This window comes from Candidatus Gracilibacteria bacterium (assembly GCA_028687475.1).
Classification (GTDB): Bacteria; Patescibacteriota; Gracilibacteria; order BD1-5; family UBA2023; genus STC-74.
In genome coordinates this window covers 154,315-174,715 of record JAQUAB010000001.1, presented here as the reverse complement: position 1 = coordinate 174,715, position 20,401 = coordinate 154,315, and the positions used below count along the sequence as shown (strand labels likewise).

The following is a 20,401-nucleotide window of genomic DNA, read 5'->3' as shown; positions in this document are numbered from 1 at the left end:
GGATGGTATACTGACGAATGAGGAGAGAATTGTAGGGATACTTGAACTTGATCCTCAGAAAAAAGGTGTTTGGGCAACAACGAATCATGATAGATTTTCACCAGGCTTTGTTGAAGGAGCTCGTGCTCTATGAATTCATAGCAATTTGGGCAACAGCAATTTCAGCCCACAGTGATGCACTGAATCTTTCTCTCCATGTAACATGCTATGCTCCAGTTCTTTCTGAACAGATTCGTTCGATTGTGAATGATATTGTTACGAAAAGACAATACAAGATTCGTGGGCAGATAGAGAAGTTGCAGGCTCGATGATTTCCCATCAATGAAACGGATTTTTTTGCCTGGATAGTAGCCTCGAAGATGTCTCCAGAGAGTGCCACGAATTGGCATATTGCCCAGTACCTCTGGAGACAAAAAAAGACACTAGAATTGGTTTCTGATCTTACAAGTGGCACTGTTACTTCGGAACTTGATTTTATGCGAGAGTGTTTGCGTGAAAATGGTGATTATGCAGAAATTTGATATCATAGAATTCCTCGATATGAGCCGGAACTCGATGTAATTGCATGAATTGCAGAGAGTGAAGGGGCTATTCTCTCGATTGCTCATCCGAATTTCTCATGCACTAAAAAGTTGATAAGGGATTATGGTGCAACAAATAACTTTGAGAGGATAGAGGCTTTTCGAGAACGAATTGTCCCGATTATCTCAGATGCAGGAATCCATAATTATGAGGTAAATGCACTCGCGAGTCCAGAATGGAAGGATGCAATTGTGGATACTGTCCGAAGAACAGGGGGTATGGTAACATTCTGAAGTGACAATCATGGACTCAAAGAAGCAGATAAAAAACATGGTATTTTTGGTCAGATAAATAAGCATCTCGATGCAGAAACAATTAAATAAGCATCTCGATGCAGAAACAATTGCACCGATTATCACAAGACTTCGTTCGTTTCATAAGATTTGTACAATAAGTGTAAAGTATACATAAATAAATTTGACTTCAAAGAAAATATGAATATATAAGTGTATATATAACACTTAATAAAAAGTATATGAAGACACATGAAATGGTAATGTACGGTGGAGCATTCAATCCTCCTCATAAGGATCATACTGGAATCATCGGAAAGCTCCTTGAGAGTACGGCAGAAAAGGTAATTATTATTCCTACTGGAAAGCGAGATGATAAGGATTATAGTGATGTTACGGATAAAGAGAGGGAATCGATGATTCGCCTTGCTACGGAAGAATTTGGAAAGCGTGCAATTATTGATACTACATTCCTTTATGGGGATATGCCCACAACTACCTTGAATCAAGCAAAGTATCTTGAAGAGAAATACGGTAGAGAGATTCCCCAGGTATTTGGATCTGATGTAGCACCACGGATGCGATGATGGGATCCAACAGGATATGTTGCCGATCGATTGCCAAAGGTATTCATTGCTCGTCCTGGATATGCTATTCCAGAATGAATTGTTTCGAATTATAGTGAATTAGAGTATCACTCACTTGGTCATTCGAGTACTCGCGTTCGAGAAGAAGTAGCTCGTATTTTACGAGGAGAATCAAAGACACTCGATAGTATACAACAGATGATTCATTCAAATGTTTGTGATTTCATTCTCCAAAATCGACTTTTTCACGCATTTTAATAAGTGTACTATTTACAATTAAATATATGAAAACACCAGAAATTACAAGAAAATATACTATCAAAGCAGGGAAGTTTCTCTCATTGCAACAACTCGAGCTCACTCATCCAGATGGCAAAAAAACTCCATATGAGGTAGTGGAAAGAAATGCAAACAAGGTATTTTGAATCGTATCAGTACTTCCGATTACGGTATCTGGAGAAATTATTATGATTCGTCAGTATCGTGCTCCACTTGATAGAGTGCAACTCGAATTACCAGCTGGATGTGCTGAGAGAGGAAAGCATGCAACCCTCGAAGATGCAGTACATGCTGAACTGAGAGAGGAGACAGGATATGTGTGTGATAATATCTCTCGTGTTGCTGAATTCTCTTCATCCTCTGGTATGACGAATGAAACAGTACATGGATTTGTAGCGCGAAACTGTGAGAGAGTTTCCGATATTCTTACCCTAGATCAGGATGAGTATATCGAACGAATTCTTGTACCTATGCAGAATTTCAGATCATTTATCTTCTCTGAATTGGCAAGAGGAAATATCCTCGAACCAAAAATGCTTGCAATGATGTATCTTGTGTTTTGATAAAGGGGGATGGTTGAGTTTTGAAAAAAGTAAAATTGATTGCAATTTATAGTTTATATATATAATAAGTGTATAATTATACACTTTATGTCCACACTTCATCCAACGTATACTGATGATATTTTTAATCTCTCCATTCCTGTGCTTGCAGTAGATATTGTCTTATTTACTGTCTACAAGGATCAACTCTGTGTTGTACTTGTTCCTGGTCGGAATGAATGGGCACATGGTAAACTTACTCTTCCTGGTGGTATTATCGGAAGAGGTGAGACTCTTGAGGGGGCAGCAGATCGTATTCTGAAGCGAGATACGAATATTGAGTGAGTCTATAAAGAACAGCTTTATACGTTTTCAGCCCCTGGTCGTGACGATCGAGGAGACGTGGTATCGTGTTCATACTATACACTTGCTGGAGCAAGACAATTTCTTTCCATGATTGATCTCACCAAAGTTTCACTTATGCCATATGATCAAGTTTCTCGTGATACTGTTGCATATGATCATGCAGATATTATTCAGTATGCATATCAACGACTGAAGTGGAAGATGGAATATACAAATGTAGTAAAGAGTATATTGCCAGAGAAATTTACCTTGCGGGAAATTCAAGAATTATATGAAATTATTTTTAGGAAGTCTTTTGATAAGCGTAATTTTCGAAAAAAAATACTCTCACTGAATATGATTGTTGAGCTTGATGAATATGATACAGAGAATTCCAAGCGTCCAGCTAAACTGTATACTTTCTCTGATACAGATCTTAAGATAGTTGGTATTCTATAGTATGATTTATATTTTTGGTGCCGCATTCGATCCGCCACATTCTGGACATTCTGCAATTATTCGAGCACTGCTTCACTACAAGAATCCTGAGAAAATCATCATCATACCTTCAGGGAAAAGAAATGATAAGAGCTACAATGTGAGTGATGAATATCGCAAGAAAATGTGTGATATTTTTATCGAAGAAATCAGTGACTCTCGGGTGATTGCTGATTATTATTTTCTCGATACATTCACAGATGAGATGATCACGTATGATGTGGATATGTATGTGCGAGAGAAATATGGAGATAATATTATTCATGTATTTGGAACAGATACAATTGCTTCTATGCCAAGTTGGGATGAGGAACAATATGCTGCAAAAGTGATTCGGAAACTGTTTGTACCTCGTAGTTCCAACTCTTTGTCATCCTTGCGAAGCGAAGATCTGTTCATTGTAAAAAGAGATTCTCTTTCAGAGAATGACAAAATGAAACAGTTGTGAATTGAAAATTACGAGTTCTTTACCGATTCTCATATTCCTGATATTTCTTCGACAGAAATCAGAAAAATCATCCCAGAATACACAACACTGAAACATCTTTTCGATGAGAATCCGAAATTTGTCATTCCAGGACTTTCGACGCGGATTTCTCAGTACATTCTCGAGAATCGACTCTATCGTCCGAAATTGGTGCAAAAACCGAAGATTCTTGTACATGTCTGCTGCGGACCGGATGTTACCATGCCAATCCTCCAGCTTCGTGATGAATATGATGTGATATGTTTCTGGTATGATCCGAATATCCAGCCAAAAGAAGAATACGATAAGCGGTATGAGGCGTTCGTGAAGATTTGTGAGATTGAGAATATTCCGTACATCAAGTGAGCGTACGATGTGAAGCATTTTTTCCATCGGATTCGTGGACTCGAACATACGCCTGAGAAAGGGGAGAAGTGTACGAATTGTTATGATATGCGCATGTATGTAGCAGCGAAGCTGGCTGCAAAACTTAAAATTCCATACTATACGAGTTCACTGAATACAAGTCCGAAAAAAGATCTCGAAAAACTCTTCAAAATCGGAAAAAAATACGCAGAAAGATTTCACCTCGAATTTCTCGATATTCCATTTCGCAAGCGAGGTGGATTCGAAAAATCGGTAGAATACACGCGCAAACATGGAATTTATCGACAAAATTATTGCGGATGTGTGTACTCGATACGTGATTGATGATTTTCCGGATAAATTTATGAGAATTGTTCTCATTTTATTTTGCTTTCTCAGCGAATATTTTTATAATCGGACACAGAATGTACTTTTGCAAGACCAAAAGTACCAAAAGTCTTTCGGAGTCTTCCATGCTTCATTTCGGTATGTGTTTCCCACTTGATTTCCTAAATCACAAAAACTCCTCCCGATGGTCGTCAAACAGTTTGTGATTTTATACGGAAATCCGCGTGGACACAATATTCGAAATTCGCATAAGGAAGAAGCAGAATGAAAAAAGAGACAATAAACAAGAATCCTTTCTAAAAACTACATACTACATACTAAAAACTCTCATTTATGGACCACTACCAACGTTCGCTCGAACTTCATAAGAAATATCAAGGAAAACTCCGAATGGAGTCTATCGTTCCGCTCGAGACTCGCGATGATCTCTCTTGGGCATATTCCCCTGGAGTGGCGGAGCCATGTCGTGAGATTCACAAGGATCCATCGAAAATGTATGATTACACGCTCAAATCTCGTACAGTCGCGGTGATTTCTGATGGTTCTGCGATTCTCGGAATCGGGAATCTCGGACACAAGGCGTCGATGCCCGTCATGGAAGGGAAGTGTGTCCTCTTCAAGGAATTCGCATGAGTCGATGCTTTCCCGATTATTGTTGGAACACAGGATGTGGAGGAATTGATTCGGACAGTCAAGAATATTGCTGATACGTTCGGTGGCATCAATCTCGAAGATATTTCTGCACCACGATGTTTCGAGATCGAGGAACGCCTCAAGGCAGAACTCGATATTCCTGTCATGCATGATGATCAACACGGAACTGCGATAGTGACGCTTGCGGCACTGATTAATTCCCTCAAAATCACAGGAAAAAAGAAGGAAGAAATTCGCGTTGTTGTGAATGGTGTCGGTGCGGCCGGAGTAGCGATCACGAAGCTTCTTCTTGCGTATGGCGTGAAGGATATCGTCATGGTCGATACAACAGGTGCTATCTATCAGGGTCGAAAAGATGGGATGAATCCGGTGAAAGAAATGATTTCGAATATCACTAATACGGAGTGTATCTGGCATCCAGAAAGTAAATCTTGTATTCGTGGTGGTCTCGCTGAAGCAGTTCTTGGTCGTGATGTATTCGTCGGAGTTTCTGTTGCGGGTGCACTCACTGCAGAAATGGTTCGTACCATGGCAGTTGATCCCATCATCTTCGCACTCGCCAATCCTACTCCAGAGATTATGCCAGAAGAAGCGAAAAAGGCTGGAGCTCGTATCATCGGAACGGGTCGTTCGGATTATCCGAATCAGATCAACAATGTTCTCGCATTTCCAGGGATATTCAAGTGAGTGCTGAAATATGGAAAGAAGTCCATCACCGAAGAAATGAAGATGGCAGCAGCACTCGCACTCGCGAACTATATCGAACATCCGACAGAGGATATGGTTCTCCCGAATCCGCTCGACAAGTGAGTGGCGGATGTTGTTGCAGAAGCGATGAGATAAAAGAAATAAAAACCACTTCGTGAGAGGCGGTTTTTATTATCAAATAATATACTAATGAAAGAATTCTTTTGGAATATTATTGTCGACAATTGGTGTTTGTGGTTGTGTGGATGGCTGGAATATTTCACGATAGCCTTCTAGGGTTCTCTGCATTGTATCGACTACTTCATATCATGCGGGTTTCGGGTTTCCTTGCGTTTCAAGTACTCATGCTTCATAATATGGTTCTGAAAGCAAACCATTTTCATCCATCCAATGCTTTAGTTCTGCTCCTTTGAGCTCTTCCTGCTCAATTTTGAGAGCTATTTTATGAATTGGATTCCAAATAGCAGGAATTATTATTTCAGCATCTTCTCATCATGCCTGAGTCCATTTTTCCTTTCTATCTGCTAGAACGTGATTCCGGCTTTCCTCGTCCATGGGTGGTTGGTGGAATTCTCACTTGAGTGCCCCTACTTCTACTTCGCGTACAACTTCGAATCGCTGATCAAGAAGAGGTACTATCTTTTCCAAATATTTTGTAATACTTTTTTCTTTGAGTTCGGTTCTATCGTATATAAGTCATGTCTCATATGCAGTTCGGAGGTTCTGAAAGGCAGTCATAAAAACTCCCTGATATTTAGAAACAGGTTCTTCACAAAGAAAAGTAGTGTGTATATATGCATTTCAGAGCTCTCTATTTTTGATAAGTTTTTGTATGGAAAGCAGTATAGCTATTATCTCCGCATCAATTGCATCAATCTTTTCTCTGAGTGGAACAATTTCCGATTCGTATGTGCGTGGCGGTGTTTCGGTAAGGGAATTCATAGATTATTCGTAAATACTAAGGGATTGGGGTGAGGTCGTGTATGATTCTCGAACATGCGGCTCTGAGTCGGGCACATCAGGAACGCATATCAGTATTATTTTCGTCTATAGCTGCTTCCTTGACTCATGCAAGGATGTAGCTACATGTTTCGAGAGTCTTTTGTACAAGAGCATCTCTATGAGATGGTGATATATGTTGTATATTTGGAAAAAGGAAATTAGCAAGTTCCTCGACACCTACACATATGGGGATTCCTCAATCTGGGTTCGGTATTGAGTAGACTACTCTTTCTTGCACTATCGTACGAACTCGAATACTTGGTGTATCTGAGGAACAACTCAGAACGGTTAAGAAATTTCTTATATCCTCAGGAATGACTTCTGCTTCAGAAGAAGATGGGCAAATAGTATCCATAAAAAATCACAATCAAGTGAGATTGTGATTATAGATAAAACTATATAAATGTAAACTATTTTTCAAATAATCTTCTGAGAAGTCCATGTTTCTCAGGTTCATTTTCTATTCGCAGTATTTCCAGAATACCCAGAATACATATCATGATGAATCCATATTTGTAACCGTGATGAGAATTCATGAATTCCGTGATTCGCCCACCGAAATTGGTCACGAGAATTAGGAGAATAAAAATCGTTACCATGAGTGGTTTCCCATTTCTTTTTGCCCAATCAGCAAAGGCAGAGTGATCTGGACGGAGATATTTCGTCTGGAGAAATGCGAACCCACCAACAACAAAAATAAGGAGAAGAGTAAATATACTCGACTCTGGGACTCAGAAAATAACGGGTTCTGCCACTTTCGAGAATCATTTCTCGAGCATCTCGAGGGCTGTGAAGAGGATGATAAAAAGTCCAAGCCACTGAATCGAAGGGTATTTCTCGAGCATTTTGGCAATCCATCCAGAGGCAACAACCATGAGAATAATCGAGATAATGAGACCAATTCCGAGATTGACGATATTTCCATGGCTTGCTCCTGCGACTGCCAGAACGTTATCGAGTGACATAGCGACATCGGCGATGATGATAGTCTTGATCGCAGTACTGAGAGTATTTGCTTCTTTTGATCATTCTTCGTGATGTTCATGAGCACGAATCTCGCGATAGAACTTCCATACAACATAGAGAAGTAGTACTGCACCGAGGAATTCGAGTCCTGGAATCTGCATGAGCCAGACTGCACCGAGCGAAAAAATGATTCTGAGAATCGTTGCGCCAGCCACCCCCCAAAAAATCGCTTTTTTGCGTTCTGATCAACTGAGTTTCTTGGTTGCCATTCCGATAAGGATAGCATTGTCTCCACTCATGACGAGGTCGATGAGGATGATATTGAGGAGTGCAAAGAGTCCTGCAGAAGTAGCAAGATGAGCAAAATCGGAAGAAAGAGTTGCTAGGATATCAGTCATAAGAAAAAATGAATATATATTCGGATTGTATGTAATATCGAGAAAATGCAATATTTTTGACAGGAAAGGGAAGAATGTGGTAGAATCTTGGTAATTATTGATGTTTAATGTTTAATTATTGATAGTATGGCAGTAAGAAATCCAGAAACTCAGTGAGAGCAAATTGATACTCTTGAACAAAAACAAAAAAGAATTGAGGGTTTTGACGATTTCTCTGATTCTGGAAAACGTGCTTTCGATGATCTCTCGAGCGAACTCGGAAAGCCAAAAAATGGTGGAGAAAAATATGAAACGTCAGATATCCAAGATGCTGCATCTAAGCGTCTCGATAAAATGGTGGAAGCTTCTGGAGTTCAAGTGAGTAAACTCAATGTTGATGAGAAACAAAAACTCGAAGACATAAAAACAGAGCTTCTCCAGAATATGAATGGAAAAAATCAAAAGGAGGCAATCGAAGAATTCGGGAAAATCCGAGAGAAAATCGCGGGAATTATCGCCGCAGGTGATGGAAAGTCACAGAAGACAACACAGGATTTTCAGCAGTCACAAGAACAAATACAGCAGTCACAAGAACAAACTCAGGATGCCTTTGAGAAATTTCAGGATTTTCTTCAGGATGCAAGGAAAAATCAGGAAGAACAACAGAAGAAAGCAAACAAACAACAGCATCTTGCTCAGGAAGCGTGAAACCAAGAGCGTCTTGCGGCTCGGAGAGAAGCGGATGAGATACTGAGAACTCTCGCCTAAGGTACCTTCACTTCATCGAGTATAGCACTGATAATATCATCAGTGCTTTTATTTTGCTTCTGAGATTCATATGAGAGTCCGATACGATGGCGGAGAATATCGTGTGCCAGAGTTTTGACATCTTCAGGCAGGATATAATCGCGACCTTCGAGGAGTGCGAGAACTTGAGCCGTTCGGATGAGTGCTATACCGGCGCGAGTAGAAGCCCCATATGATAGTACTTTAGTGGGTTGGTAGGTTGGTAGGTTGGTGGCTGGATGGCTATGTTTTCGTGTTGCATCGAGGATATTCGATACGTATTCGATGAGAACATCTGAGACAAGCACATGTTCTCGGATATAGTCGCGCATCTCACAAAAATCTCCAATCTCAATCTGTGGTTTTTTTGTCACTTCTTTCGATTTTGTCATGGTCGCGAGAATCTGCTTCTCGCTCTCGATATCTGGATACGTGATGATAATCTTCATCATGAATCGATCGAGCTCGGCTTCTGGAAGGGGATAGGTTCACTCATGTTCGAGTGGATTCTGTGTCGCGATGACGAAAAATGGTTCATCGAGCTTCATCGTCTCGTCACCAATCGTCACTTGATGTTCTTCCATAGCTTCGAGAAGAGCAGATTGGACTTTCGGAGGTGTACGATTGATCTCGTCTGCGAGGAGAATATGAGTGAAGATGGGTCATTTTCTCTTCGAGAAAGTTCCGTGTTTTGCATCGTATACTTCTGTTCCGATGAGGTCCATCGGAAGGAGATCAGGCGTGAAAGAAATACGCTTGAATGCAAAATCCAGAGTCTCAGCAAGCGTCTTCATCGTGAGGGTTTTCCCGAGTCCAGGAACTCATTCGAGGAGGATATGTCCGCCAGCAAAAAGAGAAATGAGAACGTTCCTGACGAGCATATCTTGTCAGATAATAGTCTCATGGATAGAACTTTCGAGCGAGAGAATCGTTTCGCGAATATGAGTGAGAGCAGGGTTCACGTTAATTCAAGATTAAAAATTAAAGATGCAAGATTATGTATGAAAGAATATGAAAATCATGGATTTTTGCAAAAAAGAAATCTCTCTGGGGAAGGAGAGATTATATTTTCGCTGAGGCGGTTTCCAGTTGTTCCTTGAGAGCTATATCATTGATTCATCCACTTTCTCTCAGGATTCATTTTTGCTTGAGAATCAGTGCAGGATTATTTTCTCTACCTGGTTGATTGAATACTCTGATGAGATTTGGGATATTTGTTTCTTTTGGGATTTTCTCTTGTCCATAGATGAGAATTGTCATAATTCTCAAAAATTTCTCATCTTCACGTATTCCATAGGTTCCATCAGTTCATCCGATAGCATCAGGACGAACTTTACTGATGTAGGCATTTACTCTTTCCATTTTTGGAACGAGAGGTCAGAGTCAGATAGCATAAAATCTACCAAGTTGTTCTATCGTTGTTGGTATATTTTCGACAGGAATATTTTTCGCGATGATTTGTCACTCTGGTGTTCGTATGGTTCGAGAAAGTACTCAACTATCACCCACTTCCACACGGCAGTTCATGAGTTCGTTCATTCCAACAAACGAATTCTGTCACATGATACTTGTTTCTCCGAGTTTCACACTTCCGCTTTCCTCTGACATGTTGGCAATATTGAGTTTGCCATTTTCGTATAATTCTCCGATAGACTTGGTTTCTCCGAGATTCATATAGGCAGCATTCTTCTCAATGATATCGACGAAGTTTTTTTCTTCGACGTATTTGCTCAGGAATACTTGTGTATCAATCCATTTATCGATTTGTTCATCTGAAACGGTAGTTCCTGTCATCTTTCTGAAAAGGTCACGACTATCCTCTTTTGATACTCAAGGACTCTGTACGTAGTTCGTCACGGCGACAGCTACGCGAGCAGTATCCGCAGTTTTTTGTTCCGAAATCTGTCGCTGGAGTTCAATATCACGAGGATCATCATTGAGTTTCGCGAGATTGGTATGTATCTCTTGACGACTGAGTTGGACTCACACTTCAGCTGCATTCTGCACTCGTTTTTCTCATTCTGGTGTGAGTTTTCCGATTTTTTCATCAGGACGATATCTACTTGCTTCTTGTTTGGCAGCATGTGCAGATGCTTGGGTTCTACTTGCTATTTCTCGTGTCTGGAGACTTTGGAGATATTTTTTGAGTTCACTTTGCGGTTTGATGAGAGCGAGGAGTAGTGACTTTTCTTCAGAAGTGATGTTATCGATTTCTACTCTTTTGTTTCAGATTTTCTTGAAGAATTTTTCGTTTTCTTCATTGATAATGAATTCCCCTCGGAGATCGTTAAAAGTTTTTCTTCTCCATTTGATTGATTCAGAAAGTGCTGCTTTTGTAGATTCGATTTTTATTTTATTAATATCCCTATCAATCGACTCCATAATTTTCTTCACGTTTTCACTAGACGTCCCTTTTGTCGCAAGATAGTTGTATATTACCTCTACGTGTCATGATTTGAGAGCGGATTGCAATTCATCATTGTTAGCAAGTTCTGGTAAGAATCTTATAGTATCAGAAAATAGTTTTGTAATATCTCCAGGAATTTGATGAATCTTCTTTTGTTCGATAAGTGCATTTTGTGTTTTGATAGTTTCTCGATATGTATCGACAAAAAATCATTTTGCTGATTCTATTCACTGGAAGAGTTGGGTATTGGGATTTGTTTTACTCACATACAGTCACACTGCAGCGATTCACTCGTTTCCTATAAATTTTCTAAAAGATTCTTTCCAGTTTGAATCCGCCTTGATAAGATTTTGGAAAAGTCATCGATTGACTTTTTGTATGTCAGTTATGAACCAGTTGGCAACATCTTTGATAGATATGACCTTGTACTGTCCATTGTCATTGTGTACAAAGTGAGGAATAGTAGTTTCCTTGGTTCTTTTCTCAGCTTCTGCATTTGCCTCGTCAAGTGTCTTTTCTGACTTGAGATCAGCAAATGCTTGAGAAATTGTTCAAAAGGCACCTTCACGAGCACTTTGAATAGATTGCACAAGAGGCATCTTTCGTACTTCTATATAACTTTTAAAAGCCTTTGAGAGATAGGGATTTTGTTGGATTTTCCCAAATTCATCATTAATAAACTTTATTTTTTCTACTTTAGTCTCTTTTGACTCTAGTGATAATTTCCAGTTTTGAATAATCTGATCTCATTGCTTCTTTTCAGATTCATTAGGCAGACGATCACTGAAAAATCTATCAAAATCTTCTTTTGTAAACTCCTTTTTTTGTCTCGCAGAAAGCTTGGCAAAAGTTCTGAAATTTTCCTGAAAAACTCTTGTATCTCCAGAATGTCAAGTAGCTGCTTGTAATAATTTACTTCCACGACCAGTATATTTTCAGAACTCTGAGCTACTCGTGATATTTATGAGAGTTTTAATAACCGATGTATATTCATTTGGTGCTCATATGGATTTTAGGTTTTCCAGTTCTTTCTGAAGAGAGTGAGTTGATTTTGCTCAGAAAAGTAACTTTCTTGTCTTTCGTGCGAATTCTCACCTGAATCATGATTGTACTTGCTCTGGATTTTCTAGACATTTTTGTATCCATTCAGAAGTATAAGTTTCTAGAGGGTGATTCTTTATAAAATCCTGTACTTCTGAATTTGTGGTTTTCTCAGGATTTTTTACTCTTGAGAAATCAATGGTTATATTTGGTATTCACAGAAGATCTTTTATATTTCTTTGTCTATCAGGTGGTATATCTTTTTGGATTCATCCTGGAGATATTCAGAATATATATCCATTGTAATTCGATAATACCACAAGTTTCGATGACTTTTCTTTTAGGGCTTTTAGAAGAGTAGGATTATTTTGCAGTTCCTTTTCCTTTTGTTGGAGATACTTGTTCAAAAAAATCATTGCCTTTTGTCTATCGGGTTCTTTCAAAAATCCCTCCAACATTTCTTTGGTGAGAGTATTGAGTTGAGTCTTATCGATGATATCCCTACTTTCTTGTGTTTTTTGCTGACTCTCCCTTTCTTTTCCTATATCTCGAGATATATCGAACAAAACTCTGATGTGATTTTTACGATTGGTCCACATACTTCCGTATTCTCCCATATTTTTCTATTTTTTGCAAAAAATCCGCATTTCTCTATAATCCCGCCAATATGTCAAAAGAAAAATTCTCATTTCATCTCGAAAAAACTGATGGATTCGCTCGCGCCGGCGAGATCACAACCCCACACGGGAAAATCCAAACACCGATTTTTATGCCAGTTGGAACCCGTTCGGCACTCAAGTGACTCACGACGGATCAGATTCGTGATATTGGCGCGGAGATTATGCTCGTGAACAATTATCATTCCTATCTGAAGCCTGGAACCGAAGTGATAGAATCATTCGGTGGACTTCATAACTTCATGGATGTTGATTTTCCGATTCTGACCGATTCTGGAGGATTCCAGGTTTTTTCTCTTTGAGGCCACCTCACCCCTAACCCCTCTCCTAAATGAGAGGGGAACATCGGGAACCCCCCTTCTCTGAAGGAGAAGGGGCGGGGGGATAAGGTGCTTGCTCGTATTACTGAAGAATGAGTTCATTTTCGCTCATATCTCGATGGTTCGAAGCATTTCTTCGCACCAGAAAACGTGATGGATATGCAGTCAGCGTTCGGTGCAGATATCATCATGGCGTTCGACGAATGTGCGCCAGGGGAGTCGACGCACGAGTATGCCCGAAAGGCAATGGAACGCACGCATCGTTGGGCAGTGCGATCTCGCGATCAGTGGCAGAAAAATGAAGAAATCCGAAAAGAAAAATGACTTCATCCACAAGCGCTTTTTGGTATCATCCAGTGAGTCGTCTATGATGACCTCCGTCGTGAATCGGCAGAATTCATCAAGTCTCTCGATCTGCCTGGAATTGCCATCGGTGGACTCTCGGTAGGGGAGTCCAAGGAAGATATGTATCGTATTCTCGATGTCCTCGCGCCAGTGCTTCCAGAATCGAAGCCACACTATCTCATGGGCGTAGGAACTCCAGAAGATATTGTCGAAGGAATCGCACGCGGAATTGATATGTTCGATTGTGTGCTCGCGACGCGTATCGGTCGTCACGGTGAGGCGTTTAGTTCGTATGGCAATATCAAAATCGGAGGAGAAAAATATAAAATGAGTCAGGAAAAAATCCCGATGCTTCCCGAATATGAGACGTCTGTCTCGAAAAGATACTCGCTCGGATATCTGCGTCATCTCGTCAATGTTGGTGAGGCAACGGGTGGAGTTCTTCTTTCGCTTCATAATATTGAGTATCTTCTGAAGATCACAAAAACCGCCCGAAAAGCGATAGTCGAGGGGCGGTTTCAGGAATTCAGAGAGAGATTCTGGAGTGTATATCCGAAAAAATAAAATCCATTTGATTTCATTCTCTGAATCTGCTAGAATACTTTCCGTTATTTCTCTAACTTATTTCCCCTATGCAATTCGATCATCATCCATTCCTCCAGGATCATCCAGAACTTCAAGAAAAGATCCATGAACTCAAAAGTACGAACAATCACTTCGCGAAACTTCTTCGTGAATACGAAGGTCTTGATAAGGAAATCTGACGCGCAGAAAGTGAAATTCCTGGCTACATGATGAGTGACGATGAACTCATAACACTGAAAAAGGAAAAGATCAAAATCAAGGATGAACTTATTGCGATGCTCGGGTAAATAGAAAACCTCAGGAAATTCCTGAGGTTTTTTTACATTCCGAGGATTCCTGCATTTGGGTCAAGTATCTTGCTGCGAGTAGTGTATTCTACTGGAAGTCCAGTCTGTAGATCACATCTTTTGATAGCTTTTCATCCATTGTGTCCTTCTGTGAAAGCTTTCATTTTTTCGATGAATTTTTGCGACCAGAAAGATTCTGGATTTTGGATAGATGTACAGTCGACTGTGTACCCTCATCGAAGATATTGAGCAATTTCTTTTCGGATATCATCCCAGAATGCTCATGACATTTCTGGATTCCCAGAAAAAGATTCTATGACGATAACATTTCTTTGTTTATCGACGATATATCGTAAATGTATATTTCCAAAAATAGCATGAATGTATGGGTGTTGTGAAGTATGTGGAGTATTCATAGAAGAAAAATAAAAAAATAAAACCTCTCATTTGTTTTTGAGAGGTTGGTTCGTATTTTATCGGCATAGTTCATACAACAATAACCTCTCGAGAAATCTGAGAAGGAGAAGGAGGTGAAGAGATGCGTATGTATTGTGAATCATAGAAAAAGAAAAATAAAACTCCCCCGGAAATCGGAGGAGTTTTTGTACTTGCTTTGAGCACTCAAAACTACCCCCGAAATGGAAGGAGAAGAAGTGCGAGAAGTGAAGTATAGGTTTGGTTCATAGATTGAATATATAGATGAAACAGGGGATTGTCAAAAGATTTACATATTTCTATGATCCATTCCTGGCATAGTATCATTCATGTTCATGGGGGAATTCTGCATTGGTTGTTGCCATCCGAGAATACTCGGGTCAAGCATCCCGAATATCATGGCAATATGCGCAAAGACGAGAAATATTCCGACAAATGTCGCATGAAGCTTGAGAGATTTTCTCTCTCCTGTAGGTCACCCGATAATTCACATATCCACGAGTGCGATTCCGACAAGAGGAATGATACCGAGGAGATAGAATCCAACCGCAACCACATCAGCGATACCACGCCATGTTCCCGTGGTCGTGAGAGGGATAACAGCAGTGAAGAGGAGGTAGAAAAACACTCCGATAAAGTAGATTCCTCCTGTGATGCCTGCGAATTTGCTGAGTGTTGCGATGTTTCCAGTACGTTTTCCAGTGAAAAGAATAACAAGTTCTGTGATGGCAACCGTTTCAGCGAGAATAACGGGAATTGCCATAAAAAGGATGAGATTCCAAGGTTGGTTGCTCGCGAGGAGTTCCATGTAGTGAGTCATTTGCATAAGAGAAAAGAAAGAGAATAAATAAGAAAGTTTTTAGTCTATTGTTCTACTGTGTATCCGAACATCATCCCTGCGAAGAGATGTTCGACGATGTGACAGTGTGCCATCCATACTCCAGGATTGGACATATCTACGAGGATATCTACTGATTCTCCTTTTGGAATCAGAACCGTATCTTTCCAGACGAGATTATCATTCTGTGTTCCGTTTTGGTTGAGTACGAGGAATCTCTGTCCATGCATATGGAATGGATGTTGCATCGGATGCATCGAGTTTGGATCATTGTAGATATGGATTTTTACGAGACTTCACTTCTGGAAAGTCCAATCGATATCCATATTCTTTTTTCCAGTCGTATCATCCGTGAGTTCCCATGTGAGGTTTTTATCACTGGAATTGATATTCATCATGTTCATAGTATCTTCCCATTCTATCGAGTCATCATCAATCATTCCATTTCCCATGTGCATATTTCCCATGTTTTCCATTCATTTCATGGTCATACCAATAGTGAGACTCTTGTCTGGTGCTTTGGTAAAATAGGATTCGATACTTCCAAGCCCGCCGAGAATATCATGGGAATTGAGAGTTTCGAAATCTTTTTTGTATCATGAAATCTGAGAATTTTCCGTGACAGAAAGTGTTCCAAGGGAAATATTTTTTCCACCACCGATACTTGAGATTGGATAACTTCCTGATTTTGTCGGCATAATATCGATGATATATCGTTCCGCAGGGGAAATGATGATATGATCCACCCATGTTTCCTGCTCATAGTATCCATTATCTCCGCCGACGAGTTTCATCTTCACACCTGGAATAGTGAAGTCAAAAGGTCGAGCATTGGCGGTATTCACGAGATAGAGTCGTTTCACTTCATTCTGCTTCATGGTGAGAGAAAAATTCGTTTCACCATTTATGAGCATCGTATTTCCATAGCGACCCATGAGCGTATAATCGACACCTCTGCTCGCGAAATTCGCAAGCGTGCCATCAGAATTCAAGAGAATATCATCGAGTACTATGACAGATTCAGTATCATATGTTGGTTTTTCGGCTGGGTCATAGACAAGAAAAGTTCCATATTCTCCCGCTTCTTGTTCGAAGTCGTCACGTGTATGCGGATGGAACCAGAAAATTCCAGTATCAGGGAATTTTATCTTTTGTTCATAAGTGTTACCAATCGCAATAGGATCCTGAAACCCTCATAGGCTTTTTGGTACACCATCATACTGGTTATCGAGGCGGAGTCCATGTGGATGAATCGTTGTCTCGAGTCAGGCAACTGTGTTCTTCACACGAAAGATAACCTCTGCTCAGCGTGGCACACGAAATGTTGGTCCAGGAATACTTCCATTATAGGAAAGGAGAATGATAGATTTTCCATTCACCACCTTTCGGACTTTCTGTATCGTGAGATTATAGGTATCACCATTTTTCAGATTCACGACTTCTGTTGGCTTCGCATCAGTAGTGGTGGCGTCATCCGTGAGAATTTGTGTATTCAGAGATTCACTGGTATTGGTTGTTGTTTCGGTGAGATATTTCTCACATCCATTCATTTCGGGCATCATCTTGCAATGCTCGCGCATCATAGTTTCCTGAGGGGATTCCGCTGTTCCTGTATTGGTAAGTGGCGGAGTGATAGTGTTATTTGCTCCACAGTTTACGAGAAAAATCGAACAAAAAATAAAAAGAAAAAATTTTGGCATAGAAAAAATAGTCAGAAAATAAAAATATTCTTCTGTTTTTCTATACGGTGAGCTTCACGATGCCAATATAGTTCTCTACGAATTGCCATGGTGGATCCTGGGAATGTACATATTGAGTCTCATATGCATTTTCTTCTCGGTGATTTTCGAGAGTCCAATATGGAAAAATCGCTACAACAATCTCTGGAGCATGAGAAAAATTCGCACTCGAATATCACAAAATATCATGAACCGCTTTCAGGCATATTCCCATGTCATGTGTTTTTGTATTTTTTGTATTCTCTTCTGTACAATCATGACAACAATCGGATTCTTCCATATTATGAGCATCTGGAGCAATATGAGATTCCTCTGCATGCATAATTGGCATGAAGGGGAGAAATCCAAGTGCGATGATGAGAAGTCGAGAGAGAATGTGGTGCATAACTATCGTTGATAGTATAGGAAAATATGTGTATTCAAAAAATATTTAGTTGACTTTATAGATATTTCGACTATTTATAAGCTATAACTAATATATAAAATTATGGGAAGAGGTGTTCATGAAATGGGTGATTCTTTTGAATTGGAACTCCAAGGTGGGGATTTTGCTCTTGTGACTACTATGCCATCAGGATTATCAGGAATAAAGGTTGTAACTGTTAATCATGGAGTCTTTTTTGCCCTTGGGATTCCTACCGTATCTAATGTTCCAGAATGAGCTACATGTGGCAACTGCACCAATCCGAATTTTCGTCCCAAGAGATGTCCGCGAAGACCAGATGAGGAACATTTTATAGTTGGATGAGATCCTGCTGATACTTTGGCGCTTTTTGCTCGAAAGGCTCATCAAATATGTCCATGATATAGTGATGAACCAGGTGATATAAGAAACCTCCCATAATCGGGGGGTATATTATTTCTTTTTCCCAAAGATTCTTGAGAGCTTTGATTTTATTCTTACTCCGAAGAATTGTGCAGATTGTGAGAGGTGATGTTTTTTCTTCTCGATCCAACTATACCCAGATTTGCTCACGGAGATTTCCACTTTTGCAATGGGATTTTTCTTGTTCCCGATTCGGATTTCTTTGTGGATTTTTGCAGATTTTTCTGGACTTCCGAGGTCTTCTTGGGTACGGATGAGTGCGTATTCTGTTGGTCTTTCAGGAACTGTGATATAGACATCAAAGCTTCCTCCATGTGCTGATGAGATTTCTTCACCTGTGAGTGAGTAGATTTTTTCGAGGGTGAATTCGACAGATTGTGTTGGGGAAATCATACGGAGCTTATCCCCAACATCGATACGATTTTTCACGATGATGCGAGCAATCTTCCCTGATTCGAGAAGTGTTTTGAGATTCTCAGGAACGGACTGGATTCCTGTACCGCAAGGGTATCACTCCCTTCGGTCGAAGACCTGCGCAGGAATGACAGAAGCATTCTCAGAAACCTGGATTGCTTCGTTCCTCGCAATGACAGAATCAGTTTCTGAACTATTCATTGTTCATTGTTCACTGTTCATTTTCACGATTCCCGCCATCTCCTCTTCATGGAGTTCCTTATTTTTCTCGAAATAGATAGCCTTCTCACCTGGATTGCCCACGAGGAATCCTGGAGTATATCCACGATTCGAGATAGCGAAAACCTCATCCGAAAGTCCAGCAATATCATAAGTTTCTCCTCGTTCGACCGCATTGAGCGCTGGGCGATAGGCACGACCTACACCCGCGAGATAGTTCACGGTTTTACTTCGTCATTCTACCTTGAATGACACGACTCCTGCATCGGCGAGCTCTTGCATATAGGAGAGGAGACAGATGTCGCGTGAGTTCATGATATAGGTTCCATATTCATCTTCGTCGATGGGCATGAGTTCTCACTTGCGCTCGCGTTCCTCGAGGTAGAACTCTCCCGTGAGTTCCTCATAATCTTCCGGTCGTCCAGTTGAGTCGTAGAGTTCTTCTGGTGATGCATCTTTTTTGAACACTTTGTATTCCCAACGACAAGAGTGGGAACAAGTTCCCTGATTCGGATCGCGGTGGCTAAAATAATTCGAGAGGAGACAACGTCCAGAATATGCCATACAGATAGCACCATGGACGAAAAACTCAAGCTCGATATCTGGTACCATTTCGTGAATCTCCTTCACTTCGCGGAGTGAGAGTTCGCGAGAAAGGATAATACGGGTGATTCCCATCTCTTTCCAGAACTGTGCCTGCGCCCAGTTGGTGTTATTTGCCTGCACGGAGAGATGGATTTCTGCCTGTGGGAACTCTTTCCTCACGAGGTGGATGAGTCCAGGATCAGACATGATAAAGGCATCTGGCTTCATATCCATCATCTTTTGGAAGTTCGCCATAAAAGGCTTGATCTTCATATTGTGCGCGTAGATATTCGCGGTGAAGTAGATCTTCTTCCCGCGAGAGTGACAGTACTCAACACCTTCTGCAAGTGATTCCCAAGTGAATTGGTTCTCGCGAGCACGGAGAGAGAACATTGGTACTCCGGCATATACTGCATCGGCACCATAGGCGATAGCGTATTTGAGTTTTTCGAGGTTTCCAGCAGGGAAGAGGAGTTCTAACTTTTTCATACTGAAAAAGAATTAAAAATTAAAAATTAAAAATTAAAAATGAAAAATTAAAAATGAAAAATTAAAAATTAAGAATACAAAAGGAATTTTCTGATTTCTGTCATTCTGACGAAGGAAGAATCTGCTCATGTTCCCGTCATTCTGAGCTTCGCGAAGAATCCAGGATTTCTTTCGCGTGATTCATTTGACAGATACTAATTAAGTGATAAAATAATTATGTTTTATTTTGTAAAAATATTTTTTATGTGAATAAAAACCAACGAAGACGGAATGTATGTTGATCCTAGTAATCCAAACATTTTATTGGGATGAGCTTACTTGTTACCTGGATGAAATTACTGCGATAGAAAAACTTACGAGAGATACCTTGAGATTAATCAGAAATATCTTTCGCCCGTTGCTTTGGCTGTAAAGAAAGCTATGAGTAATCGAAAACCAAAAACCTTCCATTAATT

21 protein-coding genes are annotated in these 20,401 nt (G+C 40.2%); 11 read left to right on the top strand and 10 right to left on the bottom strand.

What is annotated here, in order from left to right; translation table 25 throughout:
* Positions 1-47 precede the first annotated feature (47 nt).
* The 6 genes from PHY14_00870 (at position 48) to PHY14_00845 (ending at position 5,743) form a co-directional block, all read left to right on the top strand.
* Positions 48-905, top strand: coding sequence for a hypothetical protein (locus PHY14_00870; protein ID MDD2693467.1), 858 nt, complete (start codon positions 48-50; stop codon positions 903-905).
* A 152-nt stretch (positions 906-1,057) separates the two neighbouring features.
* Entirely contained in the window at positions 1,058-1,660 is a 603-nt protein-coding gene (locus PHY14_00865; protein MDD2693466.1) for a hypothetical protein, read from the top strand.
* Between the two features lie 26 nt (positions 1,661-1,686).
* On the top strand, positions 1,687-2,247 hold the full coding sequence (locus PHY14_00860; GenBank protein MDD2693465.1) for an NUDIX hydrolase: 561 nt from the start codon (positions 1,687-1,689) through the stop codon (positions 2,245-2,247).
* A gap of 84 nt (positions 2,248-2,331) precedes the next feature.
* On the top strand, positions 2,332-3,027 hold the full coding sequence (locus PHY14_00855) for an NUDIX domain-containing protein (protein ID MDD2693464.1): 696 nt from the start codon (positions 2,332-2,334) through the stop codon (positions 3,025-3,027).
* Position 3,028: 1 nt separating this feature from the next.
* Positions 3,029-4,258 carry an epoxyqueuosine reductase QueH gene (locus PHY14_00850; GenBank protein MDD2693463.1) on the top strand — a complete coding sequence of 410 codons (1,230 nt, stop codon included), beginning with the start codon at positions 3,029-3,031 and terminating at the stop codon, positions 4,256-4,258.
* A gap of 321 nt (positions 4,259-4,579) precedes the next feature.
* The gene (locus PHY14_00845) at positions 4,580-5,743 is read left to right on the top strand and encodes an NADP-dependent malic enzyme (protein ID MDD2693462.1); all 1,164 of its coding nucleotides are present in this window, start codon (positions 4,580-4,582) and stop codon (positions 5,741-5,743) included.
* A 51-nt stretch (positions 5,744-5,794) separates the two neighbouring features.
* Here the strand turns inward: PHY14_00845 and PHY14_00840 are convergent, their stop codons facing one another.
* Genes PHY14_00840 through PHY14_00830 form a run of 3 tightly spaced genes read right to left on the bottom strand, consistent with a single transcriptional unit; the run spans position 5,795 to position 7,974 of the window.
* The gene (locus tag PHY14_00840) at positions 5,795-6,550 is read right to left on the bottom strand and encodes a hypothetical protein (protein MDD2693461.1); all 756 of its coding nucleotides are present in this window, start codon (positions 6,548-6,550) and stop codon (positions 5,795-5,797) included.
* Between the two features lie 16 nt (positions 6,551-6,566).
* Entirely contained in the window at positions 6,567-6,965 is a 399-nt protein-coding gene (locus PHY14_00835; protein MDD2693460.1) for a hypothetical protein, read from the bottom strand.
* A gap of 55 nt (positions 6,966-7,020) precedes the next feature.
* Entirely contained in the window at positions 7,021-7,974 is a 954-nt protein-coding gene (locus PHY14_00830) for a TerC family protein (protein MDD2693459.1), read from the bottom strand.
* Between the two features lie 126 nt (positions 7,975-8,100).
* Here PHY14_00830 and PHY14_00825 point away from each other — a divergent pair, with 126 nt between their 5' ends.
* A complete protein-coding gene (locus PHY14_00825) occupies positions 8,101-8,721 on the top strand; it encodes a hypothetical protein (protein ID MDD2693458.1) in 621 nt (206 codons plus the stop codon).
* Here PHY14_00825 and PHY14_00820 read toward each other — a convergent pair.
* Together PHY14_00820 and PHY14_00815 are read right to left on the bottom strand one after the other, a co-directional pair.
* Entirely contained in the window at positions 8,718-9,701 is a 984-nt protein-coding gene (locus tag PHY14_00820) for a MoxR family ATPase (GenBank protein ID MDD2693457.1), read from the bottom strand. The genes PHY14_00825 and PHY14_00820 overlap by 4 nt on opposite strands.
* Before the next feature lie 100 nt (positions 9,702-9,801).
* Positions 9,802-11,736 (bottom strand): hypothetical protein, encoded by a 1,935-nt coding sequence (locus PHY14_00815; protein MDD2693456.1) that lies wholly within the window; start codon positions 11,734-11,736, stop codon positions 9,802-9,804.
* A gap of 1,118 nt (positions 11,737-12,854) precedes the next feature.
* Between PHY14_00815 and tgt the strand changes: the two genes are divergently transcribed.
* Both tgt and PHY14_00805 read left to right on the top strand, forming a co-directional pair.
* The gene (gene tgt, locus PHY14_00810; GenBank protein ID MDD2693455.1) at positions 12,855-14,093 is read left to right on the top strand and encodes a tRNA guanosine(34) transglycosylase Tgt; all 1,239 of its coding nucleotides are present in this window, start codon (positions 12,855-12,857) and stop codon (positions 14,091-14,093) included.
* Positions 14,094-14,161: 68 nt separating this feature from the next.
* Positions 14,162-14,401: a DUF465 domain-containing protein gene (locus tag PHY14_00805; protein ID MDD2693454.1), complete on the top strand. Its 240-nt coding sequence runs from the start codon at positions 14,162-14,164 to the stop codon at positions 14,399-14,401.
* 32 nt (positions 14,402-14,433) lie between these two features.
* On the opposite strand, the gene PHY14_00800 is transcribed toward PHY14_00805, so the two are convergent.
* From PHY14_00800 to PHY14_00785, 4 genes are all read right to left on the bottom strand, one after another.
* A complete protein-coding gene (locus PHY14_00800) occupies positions 14,434-14,817 on the bottom strand; it encodes a hypothetical protein (protein MDD2693453.1) in 384 nt (127 codons plus the stop codon).
* Positions 14,818-15,125: 308 nt separating this feature from the next.
* Complete coding sequence (locus tag PHY14_00795) at positions 15,126-15,662, bottom strand: permease (protein MDD2693452.1); 537 nt, start codon at positions 15,660-15,662, stop codon at positions 15,126-15,128.
* Positions 15,663-15,700: 38 nt separating this feature from the next.
* Entirely contained in the window at positions 15,701-17,374 is a 1,674-nt protein-coding gene (locus tag PHY14_00790) for a multicopper oxidase family protein (protein MDD2693451.1), read from the bottom strand.
* 40 nt (positions 17,375-17,414) lie between these two features.
* Entirely contained in the window at positions 17,415-17,798 is a 384-nt protein-coding gene (locus PHY14_00785; GenBank protein ID MDD2693450.1) for a hypothetical protein, read from the bottom strand.
* A gap of 102 nt (positions 17,799-17,900) precedes the next feature.
* Between PHY14_00785 and PHY14_00780 the strand changes: the two genes are divergently transcribed.
* Positions 17,901-18,257 (top strand): hypothetical protein, encoded by a 357-nt coding sequence (locus tag PHY14_00780; protein MDD2693449.1) that lies wholly within the window; start codon positions 17,901-17,903, stop codon positions 18,255-18,257.
* Between the two features lie 12 nt (positions 18,258-18,269).
* On the opposite strand, the gene PHY14_00775 is transcribed toward PHY14_00780, so the two are convergent.
* Complete coding sequence (locus PHY14_00775) at positions 18,270-19,946, bottom strand: U32 family peptidase C-terminal domain-containing protein (protein ID MDD2693448.1); 1,677 nt, start codon at positions 19,944-19,946, stop codon at positions 18,270-18,272.
* A 243-nt stretch (positions 19,947-20,189) separates the two neighbouring features.
* Between PHY14_00775 and PHY14_00770 the strand changes: the two genes are divergently transcribed.
* On the top strand, positions 20,190-20,399 hold the full coding sequence (locus tag PHY14_00770; GenBank protein MDD2693447.1) for a hypothetical protein: 210 nt from the start codon (positions 20,190-20,192) through the stop codon (positions 20,397-20,399).
* The last annotated feature ends 2 nt before the right edge of the window (positions 20,400-20,401 follow it).